Origin of the sequence: Pseudomonas sp. 2024-210 (genome assembly GCF_045062345.1) — a bacterium.
GTDB lineage: Bacteria > Pseudomonadota > Gammaproteobacteria > Pseudomonadales > Pseudomonadaceae > Aquipseudomonas.
Genome location: NZ_JBJGEJ010000027.1, coordinates 1 through 20,574, shown reverse-complemented (window position 1 = coordinate 20,574; position 20,574 = coordinate 1). Strand labels below are relative to the sequence as shown.

Below are 20,574 nucleotides of genomic sequence, written 5' to 3'. Positions count from 1 at the left end.
CATCACGGCGCGTCCACACGCTCGCGCAGATGCCGCAACGTGCGGATCATGTATTTTTCCACCATGTTTTTCGACAACCCCAGGCGCTCGGCAATCTCGGCCTGGGTCAGCCCCTCTATTTTTTGCCAGACAAACACCTTGCGGCAGTTCAACGGTAGCTCGTGCAAGGCCCTTTCGACTGACTCAGCCAACTGGACAGCGCGCATATACACTTCCGGATCGCCCGATTGCGACGAACAGGGCGCCACAGCCGCCTGCTCTTTGGCGTCGCGCAGTTGTGCTCGACGAAAATCATCCACAGCAATATTGCGGGCCGTTTGATGCAGGTAGGCACGCGGCTGTTCAACGGCATCTGAGCCGGATTCGAGCACGCGTACAAAGGTGTCATGCGCCAGATCCTGCGCCTGCTGGCGATTGCGCAGGCGCCGGGTCCACGTGCCGACCAACTCATCGTAGTAATCAAAAAAGCCCGTTCTGCGGGGCACTTTATGAGTCATCGCACTGGACTGAGAAAGAGAGGGCGCGAATAGTAATCCTTCTTATTCTCGCGGGCAATGATTCCTACAACTCGACATTGGCCAGCAATCGTCTCTGCACTTCGCGCCCCCGTTCAAAGCCATAACCGCGTGCCGTCCACACCCCGACCATGCCCATCACGGCGCAAAATACCACGCACACCCACGGGCTCCACGGCATCAAGGCAATCAGCAACAGCGGTGTGGTGCTCGCCCACAACGCGTAGGCGATGTTGTAGGTGAACGAAATCCCCGAGACGCGGATCGGCGCCGGGAACAAACCCACCATGACCGACGGCACCACGCCGACAATTCCGCAGGTCAGGCCCGCGAATGCGTAGGCCAGCCCCGGCAAGCCCCACTGCCCGACCAGACTGGCGTACAGCAGACCGATGCCCAATGGCAACAACAGGCTGTAGAGCACAATGCTGCGCCAGACGCCGATACGGTCAACGATCAGCCCGGCCAGCACGCAGCCAATATTCAAAAACACAATGCCGACACTGCTTAAAGCAAAGGTATGGCTGGCGGTCATGCCAAAGCGTTGTTGCATCACCGTCGGGGTGATGACCACAAACACCACCACGGCACTGGTCAATACACAGGTCAGCAGAGCAGCGGGCAGCAATGAGCGGCGGTGCTCGCGCAATACCGTGCGCAGCGGAAATTCGGCGCGACCCTCACGGCGCTCGCGCAACGCCAGAAATACCGGGGTCTCGCTAAGCCAGCGGCGTAGCCACACACCAATCACGCCAAACACGCCGCCCAGCAAGAAGGGGTAACGCCAGGCGTAATCGAGGATTTCTGCCGGGGTGAACAGCTGCGCGAGCAACGTCGCGGTCAACGCGCCTATCAGATAGCCGAACGTCAGCCCGGCCTGCAAAAAGCCCAATGCGTAGCCGCGACGTCCAGCGGGTGCATGCTCGGCGACAAACACCCAGGCACTGGGCACCTCGCCCCCTACCGCTGCCCCTTGCAGGATACGCAGCGCCAGCAGGATCAATGGGGCGAAGTAACCGATGTCGGCATAAGTGGGCATGATCCCGATCAACAGACAGGGCAGCGCCATCATCAGGATGCTCAAGCTGAAGACCCGTTTGCGGCCCAGATGGTCGGCAAAGTGCGCCATCAGAATCCCGCCCAAAGGACGCGCCAAATACCCCGTCACAAAAATCCCGAAACTTTGCAGCAGGCGCAGCCATTCGGGCATGTCGGGGGGGAAAAACAGTTGACTGAGGGTCAGGGCGAAGAACACGAAAATGATGAAATCGTAGATCTCCAGCGCCCCGCCCAGCGCTGCCAGACCAAGGGTCCGGTAATCTGAACGGGAAAAGCGCACGGCAGAGGCTTGAGTATCAGCAGGCATAAATAGGCTCAATATGAACAGGGCACGCCTATGCTGGCGCTTGTTGTCGAGGCACCGAGCATATCAAGCACAAGCCCTGAATCGCACCCTTTAATCCGTAGCCGCTGCCGAAGGCTGCCTGCGGCGTCAACAGCAATGGCGACGAAGATGCACAACACTACCCCTGCCACCCGCCACCCAGCGCGCCAAACACCTGCACCAGCGATAACGACACCTGCGCCGTGCTCTCAACCAGCGCTGCCTGGTTGTTCAGCAACGTGTTTTGCACGGTCAGCACGTTCAAGAAGTCCACCGTGCCTTGTGCATATTGTTGATGAACACTGTCCAGCGCATGCTGGCTGTGCATCACCGCCTGCTGCAAGCTGTCGCGGCGGCGCTGGTTGGCCTGATAGGCCACCAGTGCATCATCCACCTCATGCCAGGCACTGAGCACGGTCTTTTGGTAAGTAATGCCCGCTTCTTGCTGACGGCCTTCTTGCAGCTGCAATGCGCCTTGCAAGCGTCCGCCCTCGAAGACCGGCACGCTCACGCCGGGGCCAAAGGCAAAACTGCGCGATCCCCAACTGCCTAAATCCGACAATTGCAGGGACTGAAAGCCGAGGTTGCCCGACAAGGTAATGCGCGGGTAAAAATCCGCCTCGGCCATGCCCACTGACGCGGTTGCCGCATGCAATTGCGCTTCGGCGCGGCGAATGTCCGGGCGCCGTTGCGCCAGCTCGCTGGGTAAGCCGATCGGCACATCGGCGCGATAGGCGGGCACATCGGCCAACACGCTCAATTGTTGCTGCAAGGCCCGAGGCTCACGCGCCAATAACAGACTCAAGGCGTTGATCAATTGTGCAATGCGTTGCTGCAAGGGTGCCGTGCGGGCCTCGATCTCGGACACCTGCGCGGCGGCCTCCGACACTTCTAAATCAGTGGCGACGCCCTCTTTGACCTGCAAGCGGGTCAATTCAAGACTGCGCCGGGCGATCTCCAGATTTTGCTGCACCACTGCCAGCGCTTGCTGGGAGCCGCGCAACTGAATGTAATCCTGTGCGGTCTGCACGATGACCAGCAATTGCACGCCGTGACGGTCCTCTTGCGCCATGAGCACGGAAGCATCTGCGGCCTCGACCGAGCGTTTTACCCGCCCCCACAGGTCGGCCTCCCAACTGATCGCCAGACCGCCATGCCACAGGTTAAAGGCCTGTTTACCGCTGTTGCCCGAGGGGTCAGTCAAGCCACGCTGACTGTTGCGGCTTCGGCTGTAGCCCGCATCGCCCTCTACCGAAGGCACTGTATCGGCCGCAATTTGACGGCGCAGCGCCCGGCTTTGCTCCAGCCGGCTGGCCGCCAGTTGCACGTCAAAACTGCTGTCCAGCGCCTCGCGCACCAAGGCTGACAGTTGCGTATCGGCAAAACGGTCCCACCAGCGCGGGTCGACCGCTGACTCAATCGTAGCGCTATGCCCCGCTTCACTGGCCACTGGCGCCCAGCGCTCGGGGAGGTGTGGCTTGGGTGAGCTAAAATCCGGCCCCAGCACACACCCGCTCAGACTCAGCGCACTGCTACAGGCCACAGCACAGGCCAAAAGAGATCGTTTCATCGTGTGCTGACCTGCTCGCCATTCGCCGATTCGGTATCGATGGCGGCATCCACCGACATGCCCAAACGCAATTGACGGGCCAAAGGCTGGCCTTGATCCAGAGTGATTTTGACCGGAATACGCTGCACGACTTTGGTGAAATTGCCCGTCGCGTTATCCGGCGCAATCGACGCAAACGTCACGCCGGTGGCAGGTGCAATGCTGTCGACCGTGCCTTGCAAGGTCTCGCCGGGAAAAGTGTCAACCTTGATTGAAACCCGTTGCCCGGCATGCATATGGGTCAATTGATGTTCCAGAAAGTTGGCCACAACAAAGGCTTTGGCCAGTGGCACCACCGCCAGCACCGGATCACCCGGTTTGACATAAGCACCCTGACGCACACTGCGCCGCCCCACCACCCCATCAAACGGCGCGACCAGTTGCGTGTATGACAAGTCCAGTTCTGCACGCGCCTGCAACGCCTGGGCGTGCTGCACCGATGCTTGAGCCGCATTGGTCTGGGCCGCCAGCACCCTGGTTTGCTGTCGCGCGGCCTCAAGCGCCGCCTTGTGCTGAACCAGCTCGGCGCGGGCAATCTGCGAACGGTTTTTCGCCTGCTGGGAGTTCTGCAGGGTGCCAGCCCCCTGCCCGGCCAAATGCTGATAACGCGTTAACTCATGCTCGGCGAACTCGACCTGCGCCAAGTCGGCATCCACCGTGGCCTGGGCTTGAGCGATCACCGACCGCTGGCGCTCCAGCATGGCCTGCGCATTGGCCAACTGCGCTTGCGCGGTGGCCACACTGGCCTGAGCCGCCTGCACATTGGTTTTAAAGTCCTGTGGATCGATGCGCGCCACGACTTGCCCGGCCTTGACCGGCTGGTTGTCTTGCACCAGCACCTCATCAATAAAACCCGCCACCTTGGGCGCAATCAAGGTGAAATCTGCGCTTACATAGGCGTCATTGGTGCTTTGTACCGCACTGGCGGCGAACACCAGTCGCCACAGGGCATACACCACAACAGCCACCAGCGCACCTGCACCCAGCTTAATGAAGGGCTTAACCCCGCTTGTCGTACTCATTTCACTGCTCCAACCACGGAGCCCGGCGGATAAATCCGCGTCGGGCCAAAAGGAATTAACACCACCAAAAAAAGCGCCAGGCCGGCCATGTACAGATAGAGATCAGAAGACGCCAACACCATCGCCTGCTCGTGGATGCGTTTCGCCAGGTCGGGCGCTGTGGCCATCCACGGCGTGTTACCCACCCGATCCACCAGCATCATTGAGTGAAAGTGCTCACGATTGAGCGTCAGCACCTGCAATACGCTGCCAGCTGCAACTGCCGAAAAACCTTTGACGGTATTGAACCAGGCCGAGGCGAATGGCCCGTCCGCAGGGTTCAAGCTGCCAGTGGCGAGCATCAACAGAGGAATGACCGCCATCGGCTGGGCAATGATCTGAATGGCTTGCAAGCCGTAGAAATTCTCCCGACTCCACACCGAAGTCACCTGCGAACCGATACCGCACGCCAGCGCCAGCAAGCCCAGACCGATGGCCAGCACCCAGCGACAATCGACCCAACGCAGGTTGCACAGCGCAACCACCAGCGGCAGCGCGAGCAACTGTGGCAATGCCACCAACAGCATCAGCGGCGCGGTTTCCTGCGGGCGATAGCCCTGAATCTGTGCCAGATAAGCGGACGGAATCTTGATCACCGCCATCAGCACAAACAGCACGCCGCCCAAAGTCAGCAAGGCGTGCGCCAAATTGCGGATTTTCAACAACTGGAGTTTGAAAAACGGCAGCGGGTGCGACCACTCATTGATGAAAAACAGCACCAGCAACGCCAGCCCGCCGACGATAAAAACGCGAATCATCGGCGACGCAAACCAGTTCTGCCATTGACCGAGTTCCAGCCCCAGCACCAGCAGGATCAAACCGGGCAAACCCAACAGCAGCCCGCGCCAATCGAATTGTTTGAAACGTTCGAGCCGCAGCGGGTCTTGCGGCAAGCCCCAGGCCACGCATGCCATAGCCAGTAGACTGAACGGGATAATCTGCCAGAACGCCCACTGCCAACCGCCGTAGTCCACCCACCAGGCCGCCAGCGGCGTGCCAAAACTGGGGCCAAAGGTCGCGGTTAGCGCGTAACTGCCCAACCCGTACAAACGAATGCCGGGCGGCAAAAAACGTAACGCTACCGACATCAACATGGGCGGCAATGCACCGGCCGCAAAGCCTTGAAGGGTGCGCAGCAGCATCAGCACCTTGACGTTCGGGGCCAAGGGACAAAGGATGCCCAGCAGCATAAAGGCTGCAATGGCGCATAAAGTGAATCGTCGAATAGAGAATGTGGCGGCGCACCAGGGTGAAAAAGCCATTGCGCTGATCGACGTGGCGGAATAGACCGCCAACAGCCAAGTACCCTGATCCACACTGAGGCCCATTGCCCCTCGAATATCGGGCATTGCCACCTTGGTCACGTTTTCGTTGAACCCCGAGACCAGTACGGCCAGCAACACCCCCACCAGCCCGGTAAAAATCCGCAGGCCAAAGGCCGTACTGATGGGTGGCGCGGGCACTGAAACGCCCGCTCCCTTAAACAGCCCATACATGGCCAACTCCGTCTTCACTCTTGATGACAGAAAGTTTAATCACCGGGCAATGTTATAAAAATTGATAAATAGCTAACTGTGGATTGCGCCAGACGCAATCCGCTTTTGTAGCCGCTGCCGAAGGCTGCGATGGGCTGCGCAACTGCCCCATTTAAAAAGCGAAGGTCCTGCGGCCCTTATCGCAGCCTTCGGCAGCGGCTACAGAAGAGGGCACGGCAGTGTTACAGAGCGGCGGTATCACAGAACGTTTTGAGGGTGCGGCGCAACCAGCGATGGGCAGGGTCGTTGTCCAGTCGCGGGTGCCAGGCTTGAATAATGTCCACCGCCTGCAACGCTATCGGTAACTCAAACGCGCGCAGCTTCAGGCCCATAGGCTCCAGGGTTTTGAGCAGCAATTGCGGCATCAACGGCAAAATCAGATCGGCATCGGCCAAGGCAAAAATCGCCGAATAAAACGCCGGAGTGGTGAATGACACCCGACGCTCAAGCCCCAATTCAGCCAGCTTCGTATCAATCGGCCCACGGGCATGGCCCCGACGTGACACGCTGATATGGTCATAATCGATAAAGCGTTGCACCGTGATCAATTGATCGAAAATCGGGTGGCCTTCACGGGCCAGCCCCACAAAGGGACAGGTAAACAACCGCTGGACCTTGATGTCCGAGCTGAAGGTGTTGTTGGCGCTGATTGCCAGATCGATGCGGCCTTCGCTCAAAGCTTCGTCATCGGTAAAGCCTTCAGGCACCACGCGCAAGGTAGCTTGAGGCATTTCCCGCGCCATCTGTGCGCGCAATGCGCTGCCGTACACACCAAAAAACACGTCATTGGCGCGGATGCTGAACGTGCGCTCCAGCAGGCTCAAATCACTGTGCTGACTTTGGGTGAACACGCCGTGAGCCAACTCGACCACGCCGCGCACTTGCTCGCGCAACTCAAGAGCCCGCGGTGTGGGCACCAGGCCACGCCCGGAACGCACCAGAATGGGATCATTCAAGGCTTCACGAATGCGCGTCAACGTGCGGCTCATGGCCGGCGCGCTGAGGTTCATGCGTCGGGCAGCGCCCACCACCGACCCCTCTTCCAGCAGGACATTCAAGGCAACCAGTAGATTCAAGTCAGGTATATGCATGGCCCGAAGGGTAGCGTTTAACGCTATAAGAGGCCAGACGCGCGGTATGCACCATTATTGCGCATCATGTAAAACTGTATCGCCGCTGCTTAGGTAGCTAGCTAAGTGAAAGGTTGATACATTGCCCCTCGTCAGGTTGATGCCTGACGCTCTCTTTGGTTGAGATTTTTGACCATTACCGGATCCCCATGAAGGTAATGGTCTTTTTTACTCCCCCCTTCAACCCCTTCCCCATCCCGGCCACTCGGCATCAGTTTACGAAATCATTCTACCCTCTACCCGCCAACGCCATGTTGTTGTGTGGTGGGGTGCCCGCGCCTGAACTACGCTCCCTGCCCAAACCACATTCGCGTTTGAGGTCAGTATGCAGCTCGGGAAAAAGATTTCAAAACTCGAACAACTGGTGTGTGAGCACTACCGCTGGATTCATGCCACCCGTATCAGCCTGGCGTTTCTGATTACCTTTCTGGCCATTCGTTTTTTCAAGCTCGATGGCGCGTCTTATGCGTTGATCACCATGCTGATCGTCATGGGGCCGCAACCCTATTGGGGCAACGTCTTCTCACGGGCGCTGCAACGCACCGGCGGCACCGTGCTCGGGGCGTTGTCCGGGTTGGTGGCGTTGTATCTGGAAATTCATTCCTATCCGCTGATGCTGTTGTGGTGCGGGGTCATGATGTTTATCGCCGGCTACCTGACCCTCGGCAAGCACCCCTATATGGCTCTGCTGATCGGCGCAACCTTGGCGGTGGTCAGTTGCGCCCCGCCCAATGACATGGAGTCAGCGATCACCCGCAGTGTGTATGTGCTGGCAGGTTCATTACTGGCCATGCTCTATACCTCTATTTATCCGCAACGGGCCTACACCGATTTACGCATCAAGTTCAGCCAAAGCCTCGACAAGATCCACCACTTGTACGAAGGCTATTTTTCGCCCCGAGTCCTGGAGCGACCGGCGTTGGACGACCAGCTCAAAAATGAACTGGACGCCGTACTCAAGTTGCGCAATTACATCACCCCGGCCAGCAACGAAACCAACCTGAAGGCCTCGGTGTTCGAGTCTTTGCAAACCTTGCACCGCAACCTGCTGGCGACCATGTCCCTGATGATTGACGCCTACTGGTCCTCCAGTGAAAACCATAAGCTCATTGAAAGTGAACAGGCACTCAACGACCTGCACCGTCTTATTCCGCAAGCACTGGTATCGCTGCAAAACAAGTTGGTGAATGGCATTTCAGACAACCAGATCAGCGGCGAGTTACGTCAAAAATCGCAGGATTTACATACCTTGGTATTCGAAAGCCTCAAGGACAAAGTCTACGAACCGCCTTTCTATGCCTACATATGGCTCGCCCTGGAAATGCTCCGGCAATTAACCGAACTGAACGATCAACTGCATGCCGCGCTTTACCAAAAAGGGCACCACCATTTGTTCAAAAACAACCAGCAGCCCACTGATAAATAAGATTTTTCTTACGTATTTAGATGACATATCGCACTTAAAATATAAATTTTTCCTTAAATAAGGACACTCAAGCAAGCAAAGCAATCGCTCTATAAATCTATAACTGATTGTTTTTTAAAAGATTTATCAACATCAAAGATCATTGCGGTCAAGTCAACCCCACCACTTCCTCTGCTGGTCACTTCCAGGCCTGTTGGCAATTCTCGTCTAGGCTCTGATCGCGCCCGTCTTAATGGATTTATACGGTTGAGCATCATGACTTTGAAACCCGTGAATAAAGCGACACACCCAGATCCAAACCCTGTGCATGTGATCCACATGTGCAGGCTTTCGCACGCGCGCAGTCCGGCCAAATCCGGCGCTTCAGTTCTTTAATGTTCACCGCACTGTAGATAGGAGGGCTTATGCAGCTCACCCCGAGAGAAATCGACAAACTGATGATTTACACCTTGTCGGACGTGGCGTTCAAACGAAAGGCTCGCGGCTTGAAGTTGAACTACCCAGAGGCTGTTTCGATTATCACCGTGACCGCTCTGGAAGGCGCGCGGGACGGCAAGTCAGTTGAAGATGTGATGAATGAAGCCAGCAAGGTGCTGACCAAGAACGACGTAATGGACGGCGTGTGGGACTTGGTACCCAACGTTCAGGTTGAAGCGATTTTCACCGATGGCAGCCGCCTGGTCACGGTCCATGACCCGATCAAATAGCGCCTGCATTGAAACCGATTAACGCAAAGAGCACCGTTTTGAGGAATCAGTCATGAGCACCAAAAAACCCGCTGCACCCGAAAAGAACGCCAGCCCGCATCAGGACACTCACCCAAACCACCACATCCCCCACGCCAAAAACCCCGGCGGTGTCCAGCCAGGGGATGAAGCCAACGTGCCCCTGGGCGGCACCATCTACGCCAGCTCACCGATTACCTTCAACGAAGACCGCCCCTCAATCAAAGTCAAAGTGCGCAACACCGGTGACCGCCCGATTCAGGTCGGCTCGCACTTCCACTTTTTCGAAGCCAACCGCGCGCTTGCGTTTGACCGTGCCCAGGCTTATGGCAAACGCCTGAACATCACCGCCACCACCGCCATCCGTTTTGAGCCGGGCGATGAAATTGAAGTGTCGCTGGTGGCTTACGGCGGCAAGCAAACCCTTTACGGCTTCAACAATCTGGTGGACGGCTGGGCGCCACAAAGCAGCGTCAGCGGCAAAGAACGCCCGGAGAAACTGGAAGCGATTCAGCGCGCAGTGGAACGCGGTTTCAAGTTCAACACTCCGTCAGGCAAGTAACCCATTCGCAGACTGTGTACACGCGCCGTCGATTGATTGACGTGCACGAGGCATTAGCAAAGGAGCCACCGATGCCAACTATTTCACGCAAAGAATACGCAGGACTATTTGGGCCGACCGTGGGCGATAAAGTTCGCCTGGGCGACACCAACCTGTTTGTCGAAATCGAAAAGGACCTGCGCGGTTATGGCGAAGAGTCTGTCTACGGGGGCGGTAAATCGCTACGTGACGGTATGGGCGCCAACAACCACTTGACCCGCGATAACGGTGTGCTCGATCTGGTGATCACCAACGTCACCATCATCGACCCGATTCAAGGGGTCATCAAAGCGGACGTGGGCATTCGCGATGGCAAAATTGCCGGTATCGGCAAGAGCGGCAACCCCGGCACCATGAGCGGTGTTACCACCGGGATGGTGGTGGGCGTCAGCACCGATGCCATCTCCGGGGAACACTTGATCCTCACCGCCGCCGGGATCGACACCCATATTCACTTGATCTCGCCGCAGCAGGCCTACCACGCGCTGTCCAATGGCGTGACCACCTTCTTTGGCGGCGGCATCGGCCCGACTGACGGCTCCAACGGCACCACCGTGACCGCCGGGCCTTGGAACATCGACAAGATGTTGCGTTCGATAGAAGGCTTGCCGATCAACGTCGGTATTCTGGGCAAAGGCAACTCGTTCAGCCGCAACCCGCTGGCCGAACAAATCATCGCCGGTGTGGCCGGTCTCAAGGTTCACGAGGACTGGGGCGCAACCTCCAACGCCCTGCGTCACTCGCTGCGTACCGCTGACGAGTTTGATATTCAAGTCTCGGTTCACACCGACAGCTTGAACGAATGTGGTTATGTCGAAGACACCATCGACGCCTTTGAAGGCCGCACCATTCACACGTTCCATACCGAAGGTGCCGGTGGCGGCCACGCCCCTGACATCATCAAGGTGGCGAGCCAGCCCAACGTGCTGCCCAGCTCCACCAACCCGACGCTGCCTTACGGCGTCAACAGCCAGGCCGAGTTGTTCGACATGATCATGGTCTGTCACAACCTCAACCCGAACGTGCCGGCTGACGTTTCCTTTGCCGAAAGCCGGGTGCGACCAGAAACCATCGCCGCCGAAAACGTGCTGCAAGACATGGGCGTGATCTCCATGTTCTCCAGCGATTCCCAGGCGATGGGCCGTGTCGGTGAAAACTGGCTGCGGGTGATTCAAACCGCCCATGCAATGAAAGTGTCACGCGGCAAACTGCCGGAAGACAGCGGCGACAACGACAACTTCCGGGTACTGCGCTACGTCGCCAAAATCACCCTTAACCCGGCTATCGCTCAAGGCGTGAGCCACGTATTGGGCTCGGTCGAAGTCGGCAAAATGGCCGACCTGGTGCTCTGGGACCCGCGTTTCTTCGGTGCCAAACCGAAGTTGGTAATCAAGGGCGGGATGATCAACTGGGCCGCAATGGGTGACCCGAACGCCTCCCTGCCAACGCCGCAGCCGGTCTACTACCGTCCAATGTTCGGTGCCTTCGGCAAAACCATGCAAGACACCTGCGTGACCTTCGTGTCCCAGGCTGCACTCGACAACGGGGTCAAGGAAAAATCCGGCCTGGACCGTCAGGTCATGGCGGTGCGCAACTGCCGCACCATCTCCAAAAAAGACCTGGTGCGTAATGACCAGACGCCGAAAATCGAAGTCAACCCAGAGACCTTCGAAGTGAAAGTGGATGGTGTGCACGCCACGTGCAAACCGATCGACATCGCTACGATGAACCAGCGTTATTTCTTTGGCTAACGCCTGAACGGGAGCCCGACGCAGGCAACTGCCTGCTGCGTCGGGCGATCCTGGCACATGATCAAGGAAGGAGTTTGCAACGTGATTTTGATTGAACACATTCTGGGTAACGCCAAGAAAGACCCGGCCTGGCAACACAAGCTCGAAGGCGCCACCGTCGACCTGCTGGTGCTGGACCAACGTGAAGCGCAAAAAAGCCGTTGCCGGCGTACCAGTCAAGGTGGCCGGGATCTGGGCATCTCTCTGGAACGCAACGTCGTGCTGGCCGACGGCGATGTGCTGCTATGGGACGACGCCACCCGCACCGCGGTGGTCGTGCAACTGAACCTGCGTGACGTGATGGTCATTGACCTCAAGGAACTCAAACAGCAGCCAGTGGACGTCCTGATCAAGACCTGCTTCGAACTGGGTCACGCGCTGGGCAATCAACACTGGAAAGCCGTCACCAAGAACAACGAGGTGTACATCCCGCTGACCGTTGAAACCAAAATGATGGACTCGGTGATGCGCACTCACGGCTTCGAACATTTGCCCTACGCTTTTGTCGGCGGCGCGCAAATCCTGCCTAACCTCACCACCTCCGAAGCGCGCCTGCTGTTTGGCGGTGCCGAAGAAACAGACACCCATGTTCACGTGGCCAGCCCGCAAGACAAGCTCGACGCGGCGGCCTTGAAAATCGAGGGCCTGCACAGCCACGGTGACGGCATTAGTCACAGCCATGGCCACGATCACGGCCACACGCATCACGACCATAAGCACTGACTCCGGCATAAGGCGCGACCATGAAGGCAGCAGATCTCATCCGTATCATGCAGTTTGGCGACTCGGTATTGCCGGTGGGGGCGTTCTCGTTTTCCAACGGTGTTGAATCCGCGGTTCAAACCGGCATCGTGCACGACGTGGCCACCCTCAAAGGCTTTGTGCTCACCGCACTGAAACAGGCCGCCAGTTGCGATGGCATGGCCGTCGTCGCCGCGCACCGAGCTGCCGTAGCCGGTGACCGCGAGGGTATTTTACGGGCTGACTGGGCCGTGAATAATCGAAAGCTCAACGAAGAAAGCCGCGTGATGGCCACGCGTATGGGCAAAAAACTGGCGGAAATGTCGATCCATGTGGTCGAGACCCCGCTGGTGCGCTGGTGGCTGGAACAAATCAAGGCGGGCAATGCGGCGGGCACCTACCCCGTGACGCAGGCTGTGGTGATGGCGACCCAAGGCATTGGCGCCCGCGAAGTCGCGGTCATGCATCAGTACGGCGTGGCCATGACCATTCTGAGCGCCGCCATGCGCTTGATGCGGGTCACTCACCTGGACACCCAGCACATCCTCTTTGAACTGAATCACGACATCGAAGCGTTCTGCGACATTGCCGAAATCGGTGACATCGAGCAGATGGCTTCCTATGTGCCGATTGTCGATGTGCTGGCCGCCGTTCACGTCAAAGCCCATGTACGACTGTTTATGAACTGACACCCGATGACCCGCGTTGACCCCTGTCAACGCTCAATCAGCTTCCATTTTTGTTAAGGAACGTCCTGTGAAAAAGATTACCCGTATTGGTATTGGCGGCCCGGTTGGTTCAGGCAAAACCGCGATCATCGAAGTGATCACACCGATCCTCATCAAGCGTGGCTACAAGCCGCTGATCATCACTAACGACATCGTTACCACTGAAGACGCCAAACAGGTCAAACGTACCCTTAAAGGCATTCTCGACGAAGACAAGATTCTCGGTGTGGAAACGGGTGCCTGCCCGCACACTGCCGTGCGTGAAGACCCGAGCATGAATATTGCGGCGGTCGAGGAAATGGAAGAGAAATTCCCTGACAGCGACCTGATCATGATTGAAAGCGGCGGCGATAACCTGACGCTGACCTTCAGCCCGGCGCTGGCCGACTTTTACGTGTACGTGATCGATGTCGCCGAAGGCGAGAAAATCCCGCGCAAAAATGGCCCGGGACTGGTGCAGGCCGACATCTTGGTGATCAACAAAATCGACCTCGCCCCTTACGTCGGTGCCAGCCTGGACGTGATGGAAAGCGACACCAAAGTGGTGCGCGGCAACCGCCCTTATATCCTCACCAACTGCAAAACCGGTCAGGGCATCGAGGAACTGGTGGACATGATTGAGCACATGTTCCTGTTCGCGCAAAAACCGGCGGCCAAGAGCGAGGTCACTGCATGAATGCGCAGAGCCAGAACATCGTGAATACGCCTTCACGGATTCGCGCTCACGCCTTGGGGAATGAAGCGCCAGAGCTTGCCAACTATCAGAACGAACCGCCACAGATGGAAAGTGGCGCGGTCGGTAAAAGTGGTTACTTGCGCCTTGGCTTCGAAAAACGCGGCCATCGCAGCGAACTGACCGACATGGAGCGGCGCGTGCCGTCATTGGTACAAAGGGCGTTGTATTGGGACGAGGAAATGCCCGAGCTGCCCTGCGTCACCATGATTTCCACCTCGGGCTGCATCCTGCAAGGTGATCGTCTGGCCACCGACGTTAACGTGGGGCCGGGCGCCTGCGGGCATGTCACTACCCAGTCAGCGACCAAAGTGCATTCGATGAATGCCAACTATGCCTCGCAGATCCAGCACTTTCGGGTTGAGGAAAACGGCTATCTGGAATTTATGCCTGACCCGCTCATCCCGCACCGTGACTCACGGTTTATCACCGACACGCAGATCAAGATCCACCCCACCGCGACGGCGATTTACTGCGAAGTCCTGATGTCGGGGCGCAAGCATCACCATGTCGATGAGCGCTTTGGCTTTGACGTTTATTCCTCGCGGGTCAGGGCCGAAAACCTTGAAGGCAAGGAGCTGTTTGTCGAGAAATACGTACTGGAACCCAAGCATGAAAGCCTGGATGCCATTGGCGTCATGCAAACCTTCGACGTGTTCGGCAACGTGGTGCTGCTCACCCCTCAAGAACATCACGACCGCATTGTCGAACGCGTGCCGGCGCTGTTTGACATGCAAGCCGGTCTGGCCAGTGGCGTTACTCGCTTGCCGAACCAATGCGGGCTGATTTTCAAAGTGCTGGGCAATGACAGTGGCGAAGTCAAAGCGCAAATCCGCGAGTTCTGGAAAGTGGCTCGCGAAGAGATACTCGGGCGCACGTTACAGCCGCAATTTTTGTGGCGCTAGAGAACATCGACGTAGTCGCTGACGAGTTTTACGAGGCTGCGAGCGAGGGCGCAGCCCTCGTAAACCTTCTATGCAGAAGTCATTGAATCACTGCGCAGAAACCTTCAAGACCGCAGCTATGCCCCCACGCACCGCAGGGTTACGTCAAATCAAGAGGAAATCACCATGGACGCTGCTTCAGCCTCAACCTCAAAGTGGTCACAACTGACCAACCAAAACGCCGTCATTGAGTTTATCGATGTGACGTTGCGCGGGTGTGCTCAGGTCATGTTCCAGAACAACCCGCTGACGGGCCTGTTTTTCTTTGCCGCGATCTTTGTCGGCGGCTTTGGCGAAGGCAACCCGGCGATGGCCTTCGGCTGTTTACTGGGCACCGTCGTCGCCACCCTGTTCGGCATGCACCTCAAGGACCGCGCATCCTGGAAGTCCGGACTTTACGGCTACAACGGCTGTCTGGTTGGCGCTGCGCTGCCGACGTTTCTGGCCCCCACGCCGATGCTGTGGCTGTGCATCATTTTAGGCAGCATCGTTTCGGTTATCGTCATGATCTGCATTGCCGACATCCTCAAAACCTGGAAAGTCGCCGCCCTCACCGCCCCCTTTGTGCTGGTGACCTGGGCCATGTTGCTGGCCAGCTATGCCTTCACCGGTCTGGATGGCAGCGCACTGCCAACACCGGCACTGGCTCATCCGTTGGTACAGGACAGCGAACTGGCGTATACAGCCTCGCAATTTGTGCACAGCACCCTCTTTGGCATCTCTGAAGTCTTTCTGATCAGCAGCGTGATCGCCAGCGTGCTGTTTCTGATTGGCCTGGCCGTGGAATCGTTGTGGGCCGCTGTTTTCGCCATCTGCGGCACCATTCTGGCGGTACTCACAGCGATGGTGCTGGGTGCCGACCAAGCCAGCATCAACAACGGCATGTACGCCTTCAGCGCCGTGCTCACCGCGATTGCTCTGGGCTCGACCTTCAACACGCCGAGTTGGCGCGTGCTGATTTATACAATCGTCGGCGTCATTTTCACTGTATTTGTGCAGGGCGCCATGAATACCGTGTTGACGCCTGCTGGCATTCCGACCCTGACCATGCCCTTTGTGCTCGCCTCCTGGCTGTTCCTGGTGCCGAACAAAGACGTGATGCCAGCCCACCGCCAATAACATTTGCGACATTTGCAGGAATCACGTCATGACAGCCATCGCTCAGTTAACCGCCACAGCCGAGCCTACCAGCACGACACGCCGGGCCATCTACTTGTTGATCGGCCTGGTAGCCGCCAACGTGCTCGCCTGGGCCTGGGCCTTTATTGAGTTCGGCAGCAATCCGGTATTGATGGGCACCGCCCTGCTGGCCTACAGCTTTGGCTTGCGTCATGCCGTGGATGCGGACCATATCGCGGCCATCGACAACGTGACCCGAAAGCTCATGCAACAGGGTAAAAAACCGATTGCCGTGGGCACCTGGTTCTCGCTGGGGCATTCCACCATCGTCGTGCTGGCTTCCTTTGCGATTGCTGCCACAGCCATGGCCTTCAAGGATGACATGGAGTGGTTCCACGAAACCGGCGGCCTGATCGGCACGCTGGTTTCGTCCGTGTTCCTGCTGCTGTTTGGCCTGCTCAACCTGGTGATCCTGATCTCGGTGTACAAGAAGTTCAAACAGGTCAAAGCGGGGCAGACACTGGCCCCCGAAGAACTGGACATGCTGACGACCAACAAAGGTGGCTTGATGGCGCGCATCTTTGGCCGACTGTTCAACCTGGTGAATAAAAGCTGGCACATGTACCCGGTCGGCTTTCTGTTCGGCTTGGGTTTTGACACGGCCACCGAAATCGGTTTGCTGGGCATCAGCGCCACCAGCGCCTCACACGGCATCAGCCTGTGGTCGATCATGGTGTTCCCAGTGCTGTTTGCCGTGGGCATGGCGCTGATCGACTCACTGGACAACTTTGTCATGATCGGCGCTTACGGCTGGGCATTCTCCAAACCGATCCGCAAGCTCTACTACAACATCACCATCACCGCCGCCTCGGTAGTCGTGGCGTTGTTTATTGGTGGCATCGAAGCGTTGGGACTGATCGCAGAAAAACTTCAACTCACCGGCGGCGTCTGGACACCAATCAATGCCATCACCGAAAACTTCGGTGAAATCGGTTACTGGATCATTGCCCTGTTTGTGCTGTGCTGGCTGGTATCAGCGGCCAATTACTACCTGCGCGGCTACGACCGGTTGCCCGCCAATGCTGCGTGATCTGACCTTTCAGTGGCAGGCCATAAAAGCTGACCTACACTCCCCTCACCCTTTCACAGACGCGTCGTAGGAACTATGACTTTAATACAGGACGTAAAAACGCGATTTTCGTTTGCCTACGGGGTCGCCTTTTTGGTGGCACTCAACGGCTTCCTCCTCTTCCTCCCCGTGTTGCAGCGTGGCGTCGCTCACTCCAACGCCGCCGGGGGCAATTTCAGTACCTGGAAAGAAGCGCTCAGTTTTCTGGCCTTGCTCGAAATCCCGGGCTTTGTCGTGGGGTTCGTGCTGGTTCTGATGTCGCTCGGGCTTCTAATCAAATCGCGGATCGCTTGGTTCTTCGCCCTGCTGCTATTGATTGCCACCGTGTGCCTGGATTTTTTCATCCTGAAAAAGCCCGATGGCGTGACTTTTTTATCGATCTTCACCATTGCCGTGCTGGCCTGGTATTGGCGCAGATTCGACCACTACAGCCTGGCGACCGGCAGCTTTTTTGCGATCGTCAGCATCGCCTCGCTGATCGTCTACAGCACCCTTGGCACCCTGTATATAGGCGACCAGTTCGCGCCTGAGGTGACGGACCTGCCCTCAGCGTTCTACTTCGCCATTGTGGTGATGTCGACCGTCGGCTTCGGTGACATCGTGCCGCACACCACCGACGCCCGCTTCTTCACCCTTACCGTGATTGTTCTGGGCATCACCATCTTCGCGATCTCGGTGGCGTCCATCGCCGGCCCACTGATCAGCAACAACATCCAACGAATCGTTAAAGGCAGGATTACTCACATGTCCCGTAAAAATCACTACATCCTGGTCGGCGTTGGTTCACTGGCCCAAAACGTCTACAAAGGCCTGACTGACCGCGGTGAGCACGTCACCGTCGTAGCAGCGCCCGGCAGCCAGCATGACCTGCCGGAGCACGCCGACGTTATCGAGGGGGACCCATCGGCAGCCTCCACCCTCAAAATGGCCGGTGCGGCGGATGCCAAGTACATCGTGACCCTGGGTGACAGCGATGCCGAAAACGTCTTCACCATTCTGGCGGCCAAAGAAGTGGCTGGCGACGATACTCAAGTGATTGCCCTGGTCAACGAAACCCGCAACATGCCCAAGGTCAAACGCGTCAACCCGACCATGGTGCTTTCGTTGCCTTTGCTGGGCAGTGAACTGCTGGTGCGAACCCTGCAGGGTGATCAAATCAACAACGACCTGATCACCGAAATGTTCTTTGGCAAACGCACTTCACTCGCCTGAAGCCTTCGCGGCGGCATAAAAAAACCCTCGATTATCGAGGTTTTTTTTTGTGCGGGTTATCTCAGTGCGAAGCATCCGTGTCGGGTAAAGGCGACACCTTCGCCCCCGCCATCAAGCCCAGTTCGACGGCGGCAAAACCGATCACCAGACTGATGACCAGATAGCAGATTGAAACAAACACACTGCCCGGGTCTTTCATCATTTCCACGGCGCCAAACACAAAGCTTGAGAACGTCGACAAGCCGCCCATGATCCCGGTGCCGACCATCACGTGCACGTATTGATTGATGCGATTGCTCTTGAACAGCGAAGTGGCGATGCCCAGCAAAAAGGCAGCGACGATATTGGCGACGAAAATATCCATGGGAAAGCCATCGGCCAGACGCGGCACTGACAGCATCACAAACTCTCGGCACATGGCGCCAAACGCGCCGCCGACGAAGATCAGAATGATCATATTCAACATAACGAGAACTCCAGAGTCAGCGCGCCAGCCAGGCGCCGAATGCGGCGGCGGCCAGACCGACCAGAACCGAGATAATCAAATAACCGGCAGCCCATGCGCGGTCTTTGGCCTTGGCCAGTTTGGCGGCATCCAGTTGCATGCTGCTAAACGTGGTGTATCCGCCGAGGATGCCGGTGAGCACGGCGGCGTTCATTAAATCGCCGTAGCGGTCGCGCCAATCGACCGTGAACAGAATGCTCAAATAGCCGATGACAAAGGCCCCGCTGACGTTGATCAAAAAGGTCCCCAGCGGAAATGGCCCCTTATAAAACTGCCCGACGCGCAGGCCGATCCACCAGCGCAACAGCGAGCCGAGGCCGCCTCCCAATCCGACCCAAAAAACGTCCAGTGCAGTCATGAATATCCCTCTCGTGTCTGTGGATGAGTGAGGGGAACTCTAGTTGAAAAACAGCACCTGCGAGCGCTCACTACCCGTAGCAGTTGCCGCAGGCGACGTCCGAGTGCGCAGCGCTCGTTTACTCGGGGCGCAAGCGCCATCCCAATACATCCAGCAAGTCGCAGCCATCACGCAGCAGAATCATTGCAACGGTGGCGATTCTAAATGTCTTCAAGGTCACCAAACCTGGTCACTCTAAAGCGAGCGATGACTTTAGGCGTCGCCCAGATGGCCCCGCAATTGGCAAACACTTACGAAATATCCCGAATTCAAATGAGGGAAAACCAGCTTTTAATTTTGAGTGTTTAACTCTCTCACTGCCGCCACTGAAACAGTGGGGACGACACTGAGGCCCATCACAGGATGGCTGGACGCAGGTGCTGTCATGGTGGTGCCGAGCCAGCCTAGGCGAGCTCGGCCTCCCGAAGGTGCGGCAGATCAAGATCAAAGGCCAAATCAAAAGCTCGCTTACGCTCTTGCTCATGTAGCCGCTGTTGAGGAACGAAGTCTGCGATCGGTAGCGCTGACGTCATACATCCATCGCCAATCACTCAATAACCCCATCCAATACTCGATTAATCCTACGCAATTCCCGCTCTTGGCCTTTGAATCACCAGAGGTGTCCTACATCCAGCGTGCATCTGTGGTTGTTACCTTCGCGACCTACTGAGTTCTGACCCGATTCAGACCTCCCTCGCGCAAGGAATCTCTATGCCTCGCTCATTGTCCCGGCTTCCATTCATTCCGAAAGCTACATCCCCGCTCGAACAATCGCCTGCACAGCCCTTCGCCAACGAGGAGCCGGGCACATGAGCTATCCCTACCCCCCCGAATCGTTCCGGATCGATCCAAACTCCAACGAGCCCATCAACCTGACGATGGACTGGTTCGCCAACACCTCCTATTACCCGCCCCGCGCCGGAGTGCTGACCGAGCCGCTGGTCAACGGCCAAGCTGCCTTTGGCGCGGTTCATAACGCCATCGAGAACGCCCGGCACAGTGTCGACATCATCACCTGGGGCTTTGACCCGGCCATGCGCCTCAAACGCCCCGGAGGCTTGCGAGTCGGAGACTTACTGGCGGCCAAAGGCAAGCAAGGCCTCACTGTGCGGGTGCTGGTGTGGCGTAATGTGCTGGCCGACTTCGTTGAAAAAACCCTGCCCGGCATCGGCCTCGGGGGCTCAGGCGGAACCGCCTTGGGCTCGGGGATCATGAACGGCAGCGCCGCCGACAACGAAGTGTTTCGCCTGGATAAACGCCGCACCCAAAATCTGCAAAAAATCGGTTGGC

The 20,574-nt window shown here is 57.5% G+C and carries 18 protein-coding genes and 2 pseudogenes; 12 read left to right on the top strand and 8 right to left on the bottom strand.

Features of this window, described 5'->3' with window-relative positions; translation table 11 throughout:
- Nucleotides 1-2: 2 nt before the first annotated feature.
- The 6 genes from ACI7MX_RS22335 to ACI7MX_RS22310 form a co-directional block, all read right to left on the bottom strand.
- Nucleotides 3-497 carry a sigma-70 family RNA polymerase sigma factor gene (locus ACI7MX_RS22335; protein WP_405589535.1) on the bottom strand — a complete coding sequence of 165 codons (495 nt, stop codon included), beginning with the start codon at nucleotides 495-497 and terminating at the stop codon, nucleotides 3-5.
- 64 nt (nucleotides 498-561) lie between these two features.
- Nucleotides 562-1,881 (bottom strand): MFS transporter, encoded by a 1,320-nt coding sequence (locus tag ACI7MX_RS22330; protein WP_405589532.1) that lies wholly within the window; start codon nucleotides 1,879-1,881, stop codon nucleotides 562-564.
- A gap of 157 nt (nucleotides 1,882-2,038) precedes the next feature.
- Complete coding sequence (locus tag ACI7MX_RS22325; RefSeq protein WP_314483445.1) at nucleotides 2,039-3,469, bottom strand: efflux transporter outer membrane subunit; 1,431 nt, start codon at nucleotides 3,467-3,469, stop codon at nucleotides 2,039-2,041.
- The gene (locus ACI7MX_RS22320; protein WP_314483444.1) at nucleotides 3,466-4,530 is read right to left on the bottom strand and encodes an HlyD family secretion protein; all 1,065 of its coding nucleotides are present in this window, start codon (nucleotides 4,528-4,530) and stop codon (nucleotides 3,466-3,468) included. Before ACI7MX_RS22320 ends, ACI7MX_RS22325 begins: the two co-directional genes overlap by 4 nt.
- Nucleotides 4,527-6,065, bottom strand: a complete 1,539-nt coding sequence (locus ACI7MX_RS22315) for an MFS transporter (protein WP_314483443.1) — start codon at nucleotides 6,063-6,065, stop codon at nucleotides 4,527-4,529. The genes ACI7MX_RS22320 and ACI7MX_RS22315 overlap by 4 nt, the downstream gene beginning before the upstream one ends.
- A 221-nt stretch (nucleotides 6,066-6,286) precedes the next feature.
- Nucleotides 6,287-7,195, bottom strand: coding sequence for a LysR family transcriptional regulator (locus tag ACI7MX_RS22310; RefSeq protein ID WP_405589529.1), 909 nt, complete (start codon nucleotides 7,193-7,195; stop codon nucleotides 6,287-6,289).
- A gap of 364 nt (nucleotides 7,196-7,559) precedes the next feature.
- On the opposite strand from ACI7MX_RS22310, the gene ACI7MX_RS22305 reads away from it, so the two are divergent.
- From ACI7MX_RS22305 to kch, 11 genes and pseudogenes are all read left to right on the top strand, one after another.
- On the top strand, nucleotides 7,560-8,660 hold the full coding sequence (locus ACI7MX_RS22305; protein WP_405589527.1) for an FUSC family protein: 1,101 nt from the start codon (nucleotides 7,560-7,562) through the stop codon (nucleotides 8,658-8,660).
- Between the two features lie 404 nt (nucleotides 8,661-9,064).
- Complete coding sequence (locus tag ACI7MX_RS22300; RefSeq protein ID WP_122784420.1) at nucleotides 9,065-9,367, top strand: urease subunit gamma; 303 nt, start codon at nucleotides 9,065-9,067, stop codon at nucleotides 9,365-9,367.
- 193 nt (nucleotides 9,368-9,560) lie between these two features.
- Nucleotides 9,561-9,839: pseudogene (locus ACI7MX_RS22295) on the top strand (urease subunit beta); the annotation flags it as partial.
- A gap of 179 nt (nucleotides 9,840-10,018) precedes the next feature.
- Nucleotides 10,019-11,737 carry an urease subunit alpha gene (locus ACI7MX_RS22290; RefSeq protein WP_314483439.1) on the top strand — a complete coding sequence of 573 codons (1,719 nt, stop codon included), beginning with the start codon at nucleotides 10,019-10,021 and terminating at the stop codon, nucleotides 11,735-11,737.
- 81 nt (nucleotides 11,738-11,818) lie between these two features.
- A complete protein-coding gene (gene ureE / locus ACI7MX_RS22285; protein ID WP_405589523.1) occupies nucleotides 11,819-12,499 on the top strand; it encodes an urease accessory protein UreE in 681 nt (226 codons plus the stop codon).
- A gap of 20 nt (nucleotides 12,500-12,519) precedes the next feature.
- Entirely contained in the window at nucleotides 12,520-13,206 is a 687-nt protein-coding gene (locus tag ACI7MX_RS22280; RefSeq protein ID WP_314483437.1) for an urease accessory protein UreF, read from the top strand.
- Nucleotides 13,207-13,273: 67 nt separating this feature from the next.
- Nucleotides 13,274-13,921 carry an urease accessory protein UreG gene (gene ureG / locus ACI7MX_RS22275; RefSeq protein WP_122784425.1) on the top strand — a complete coding sequence of 216 codons (648 nt, stop codon included), beginning with the start codon at nucleotides 13,274-13,276 and terminating at the stop codon, nucleotides 13,919-13,921.
- Nucleotides 13,918-14,883, top strand: a complete 966-nt coding sequence (locus ACI7MX_RS22270; RefSeq protein ID WP_405589519.1) for an urease accessory protein UreD — start codon at nucleotides 13,918-13,920, stop codon at nucleotides 14,881-14,883. The genes ureG and ACI7MX_RS22270 overlap by 4 nt, the downstream gene beginning before the upstream one ends.
- Before the next feature lie 165 nt (nucleotides 14,884-15,048).
- Entirely contained in the window at nucleotides 15,049-16,041 is a 993-nt protein-coding gene (yut, locus tag ACI7MX_RS22265) for an urea transporter (protein WP_405589516.1), read from the top strand.
- 28 nt (nucleotides 16,042-16,069) lie between these two features.
- The gene (locus ACI7MX_RS22260) at nucleotides 16,070-17,131 is read left to right on the top strand and encodes a HoxN/HupN/NixA family nickel/cobalt transporter (RefSeq protein ID WP_405589513.1); all 1,062 of its coding nucleotides are present in this window, start codon (nucleotides 16,070-16,072) and stop codon (nucleotides 17,129-17,131) included.
- Between the two features lie 75 nt (nucleotides 17,132-17,206).
- Nucleotides 17,207-18,382 (top strand): voltage-gated potassium channel protein, encoded by a 1,176-nt coding sequence (gene kch, locus ACI7MX_RS22255; protein ID WP_314483429.1) that lies wholly within the window; start codon nucleotides 17,207-17,209, stop codon nucleotides 18,380-18,382.
- Nucleotides 18,383-18,443: 61 nt separating this feature from the next.
- Here the strand turns inward: kch and crcB (ACI7MX_RS22250) are convergent, their stop codons facing one another.
- Together crcB (ACI7MX_RS22250) and crcB (ACI7MX_RS22245) are read right to left on the bottom strand one after the other, a co-directional pair.
- Nucleotides 18,444-18,848: a fluoride efflux transporter CrcB gene (crcB, locus tag ACI7MX_RS22250; RefSeq protein WP_314483426.1), complete on the bottom strand. Its 405-nt coding sequence runs from the start codon at nucleotides 18,846-18,848 to the stop codon at nucleotides 18,444-18,446.
- Nucleotides 18,849-18,864: 16 nt separating this feature from the next.
- Nucleotides 18,865-19,245 (bottom strand): fluoride efflux transporter CrcB, encoded by a 381-nt coding sequence (gene crcB / locus ACI7MX_RS22245; RefSeq protein ID WP_314483424.1) that lies wholly within the window; start codon nucleotides 19,243-19,245, stop codon nucleotides 18,865-18,867.
- An 848-nt stretch (nucleotides 19,246-20,093) separates the two neighbouring features.
- On the opposite strand from crcB (ACI7MX_RS22245), the pseudogene ACI7MX_RS22240 reads away from it, so the two are divergent.
- Nucleotides 20,094-20,574 (top strand): annotated as a pseudogene (locus ACI7MX_RS22240) (hypothetical protein); the annotation flags it as partial.

Bases quoted from the DNA above. Each gene is read 5' to 3' on its own strand.
- ACI7MX_RS22305 (WP_405589527.1), top strand. From the start codon at position 7,560: ATGCAGCTCGGGAAAAAGATTTCAAAACTCGAACAACTGGTGTGTGAG.
- kch (WP_314483429.1), top strand. From the start codon at position 17,207: ATGACTTTAATACAGGACGTAAAAACGCGATTTTCGTTTGCCTACGGG.
- ACI7MX_RS22270 (WP_405589519.1), top strand. From the start codon at position 13,918: ATGAATGCGCAGAGCCAGAACATCGTGAATACGCCTTCACGGATTCGC.
- crcB (WP_314483426.1), bottom strand. From the start codon at position 18,848: ATGTTGAATATGATCATTCTGATCTTCGTCGGCGGCGCGTTTGGCGCC.
- ACI7MX_RS22280 (WP_314483437.1), top strand. From the start codon at position 12,520: ATGAAGGCAGCAGATCTCATCCGTATCATGCAGTTTGGCGACTCGGTA.
- ACI7MX_RS22315 (WP_314483443.1), bottom strand. From the start codon at position 6,065: ATGTATGGGCTGTTTAAGGGAGCGGGCGTTTCAGTGCCCGCGCCACCC.
- ACI7MX_RS22300 (WP_122784420.1), top strand. From the start codon at position 9,065: ATGCAGCTCACCCCGAGAGAAATCGACAAACTGATGATTTACACCTTG.
- ACI7MX_RS22335 (WP_405589535.1), bottom strand. From the start codon at position 497: ATGACTCATAAAGTGCCCCGCAGAACGGGCTTTTTTGATTACTACGAT.
- ACI7MX_RS22330 (WP_405589532.1), bottom strand. From the start codon at position 1,881: ATGCCTGCTGATACTCAAGCCTCTGCCGTGCGCTTTTCCCGTTCAGAT.
- crcB (WP_314483424.1), bottom strand. From the start codon at position 19,245: ATGACTGCACTGGACGTTTTTTGGGTCGGATTGGGAGGCGGCCTCGGC.
- yut (WP_405589516.1), top strand. From the start codon at position 15,049: ATGGACGCTGCTTCAGCCTCAACCTCAAAGTGGTCACAACTGACCAAC.
- ACI7MX_RS22320 (WP_314483444.1), bottom strand. From the start codon at position 4,530: ATGAGTACGACAAGCGGGGTTAAGCCCTTCATTAAGCTGGGTGCAGGT.
- ACI7MX_RS22260 (WP_405589513.1), top strand. From the start codon at position 16,070: ATGACAGCCATCGCTCAGTTAACCGCCACAGCCGAGCCTACCAGCACG.
- ACI7MX_RS22290 (WP_314483439.1), top strand. From the start codon at position 10,019: ATGCCAACTATTTCACGCAAAGAATACGCAGGACTATTTGGGCCGACC.
- ACI7MX_RS22325 (WP_314483445.1), bottom strand. From the start codon at position 3,469: ATGAAACGATCTCTTTTGGCCTGTGCTGTGGCCTGTAGCAGTGCGCTG.
- ACI7MX_RS22310 (WP_405589529.1), bottom strand. From the start codon at position 7,195: ATGCATATACCTGACTTGAATCTACTGGTTGCCTTGAATGTCCTGCTG.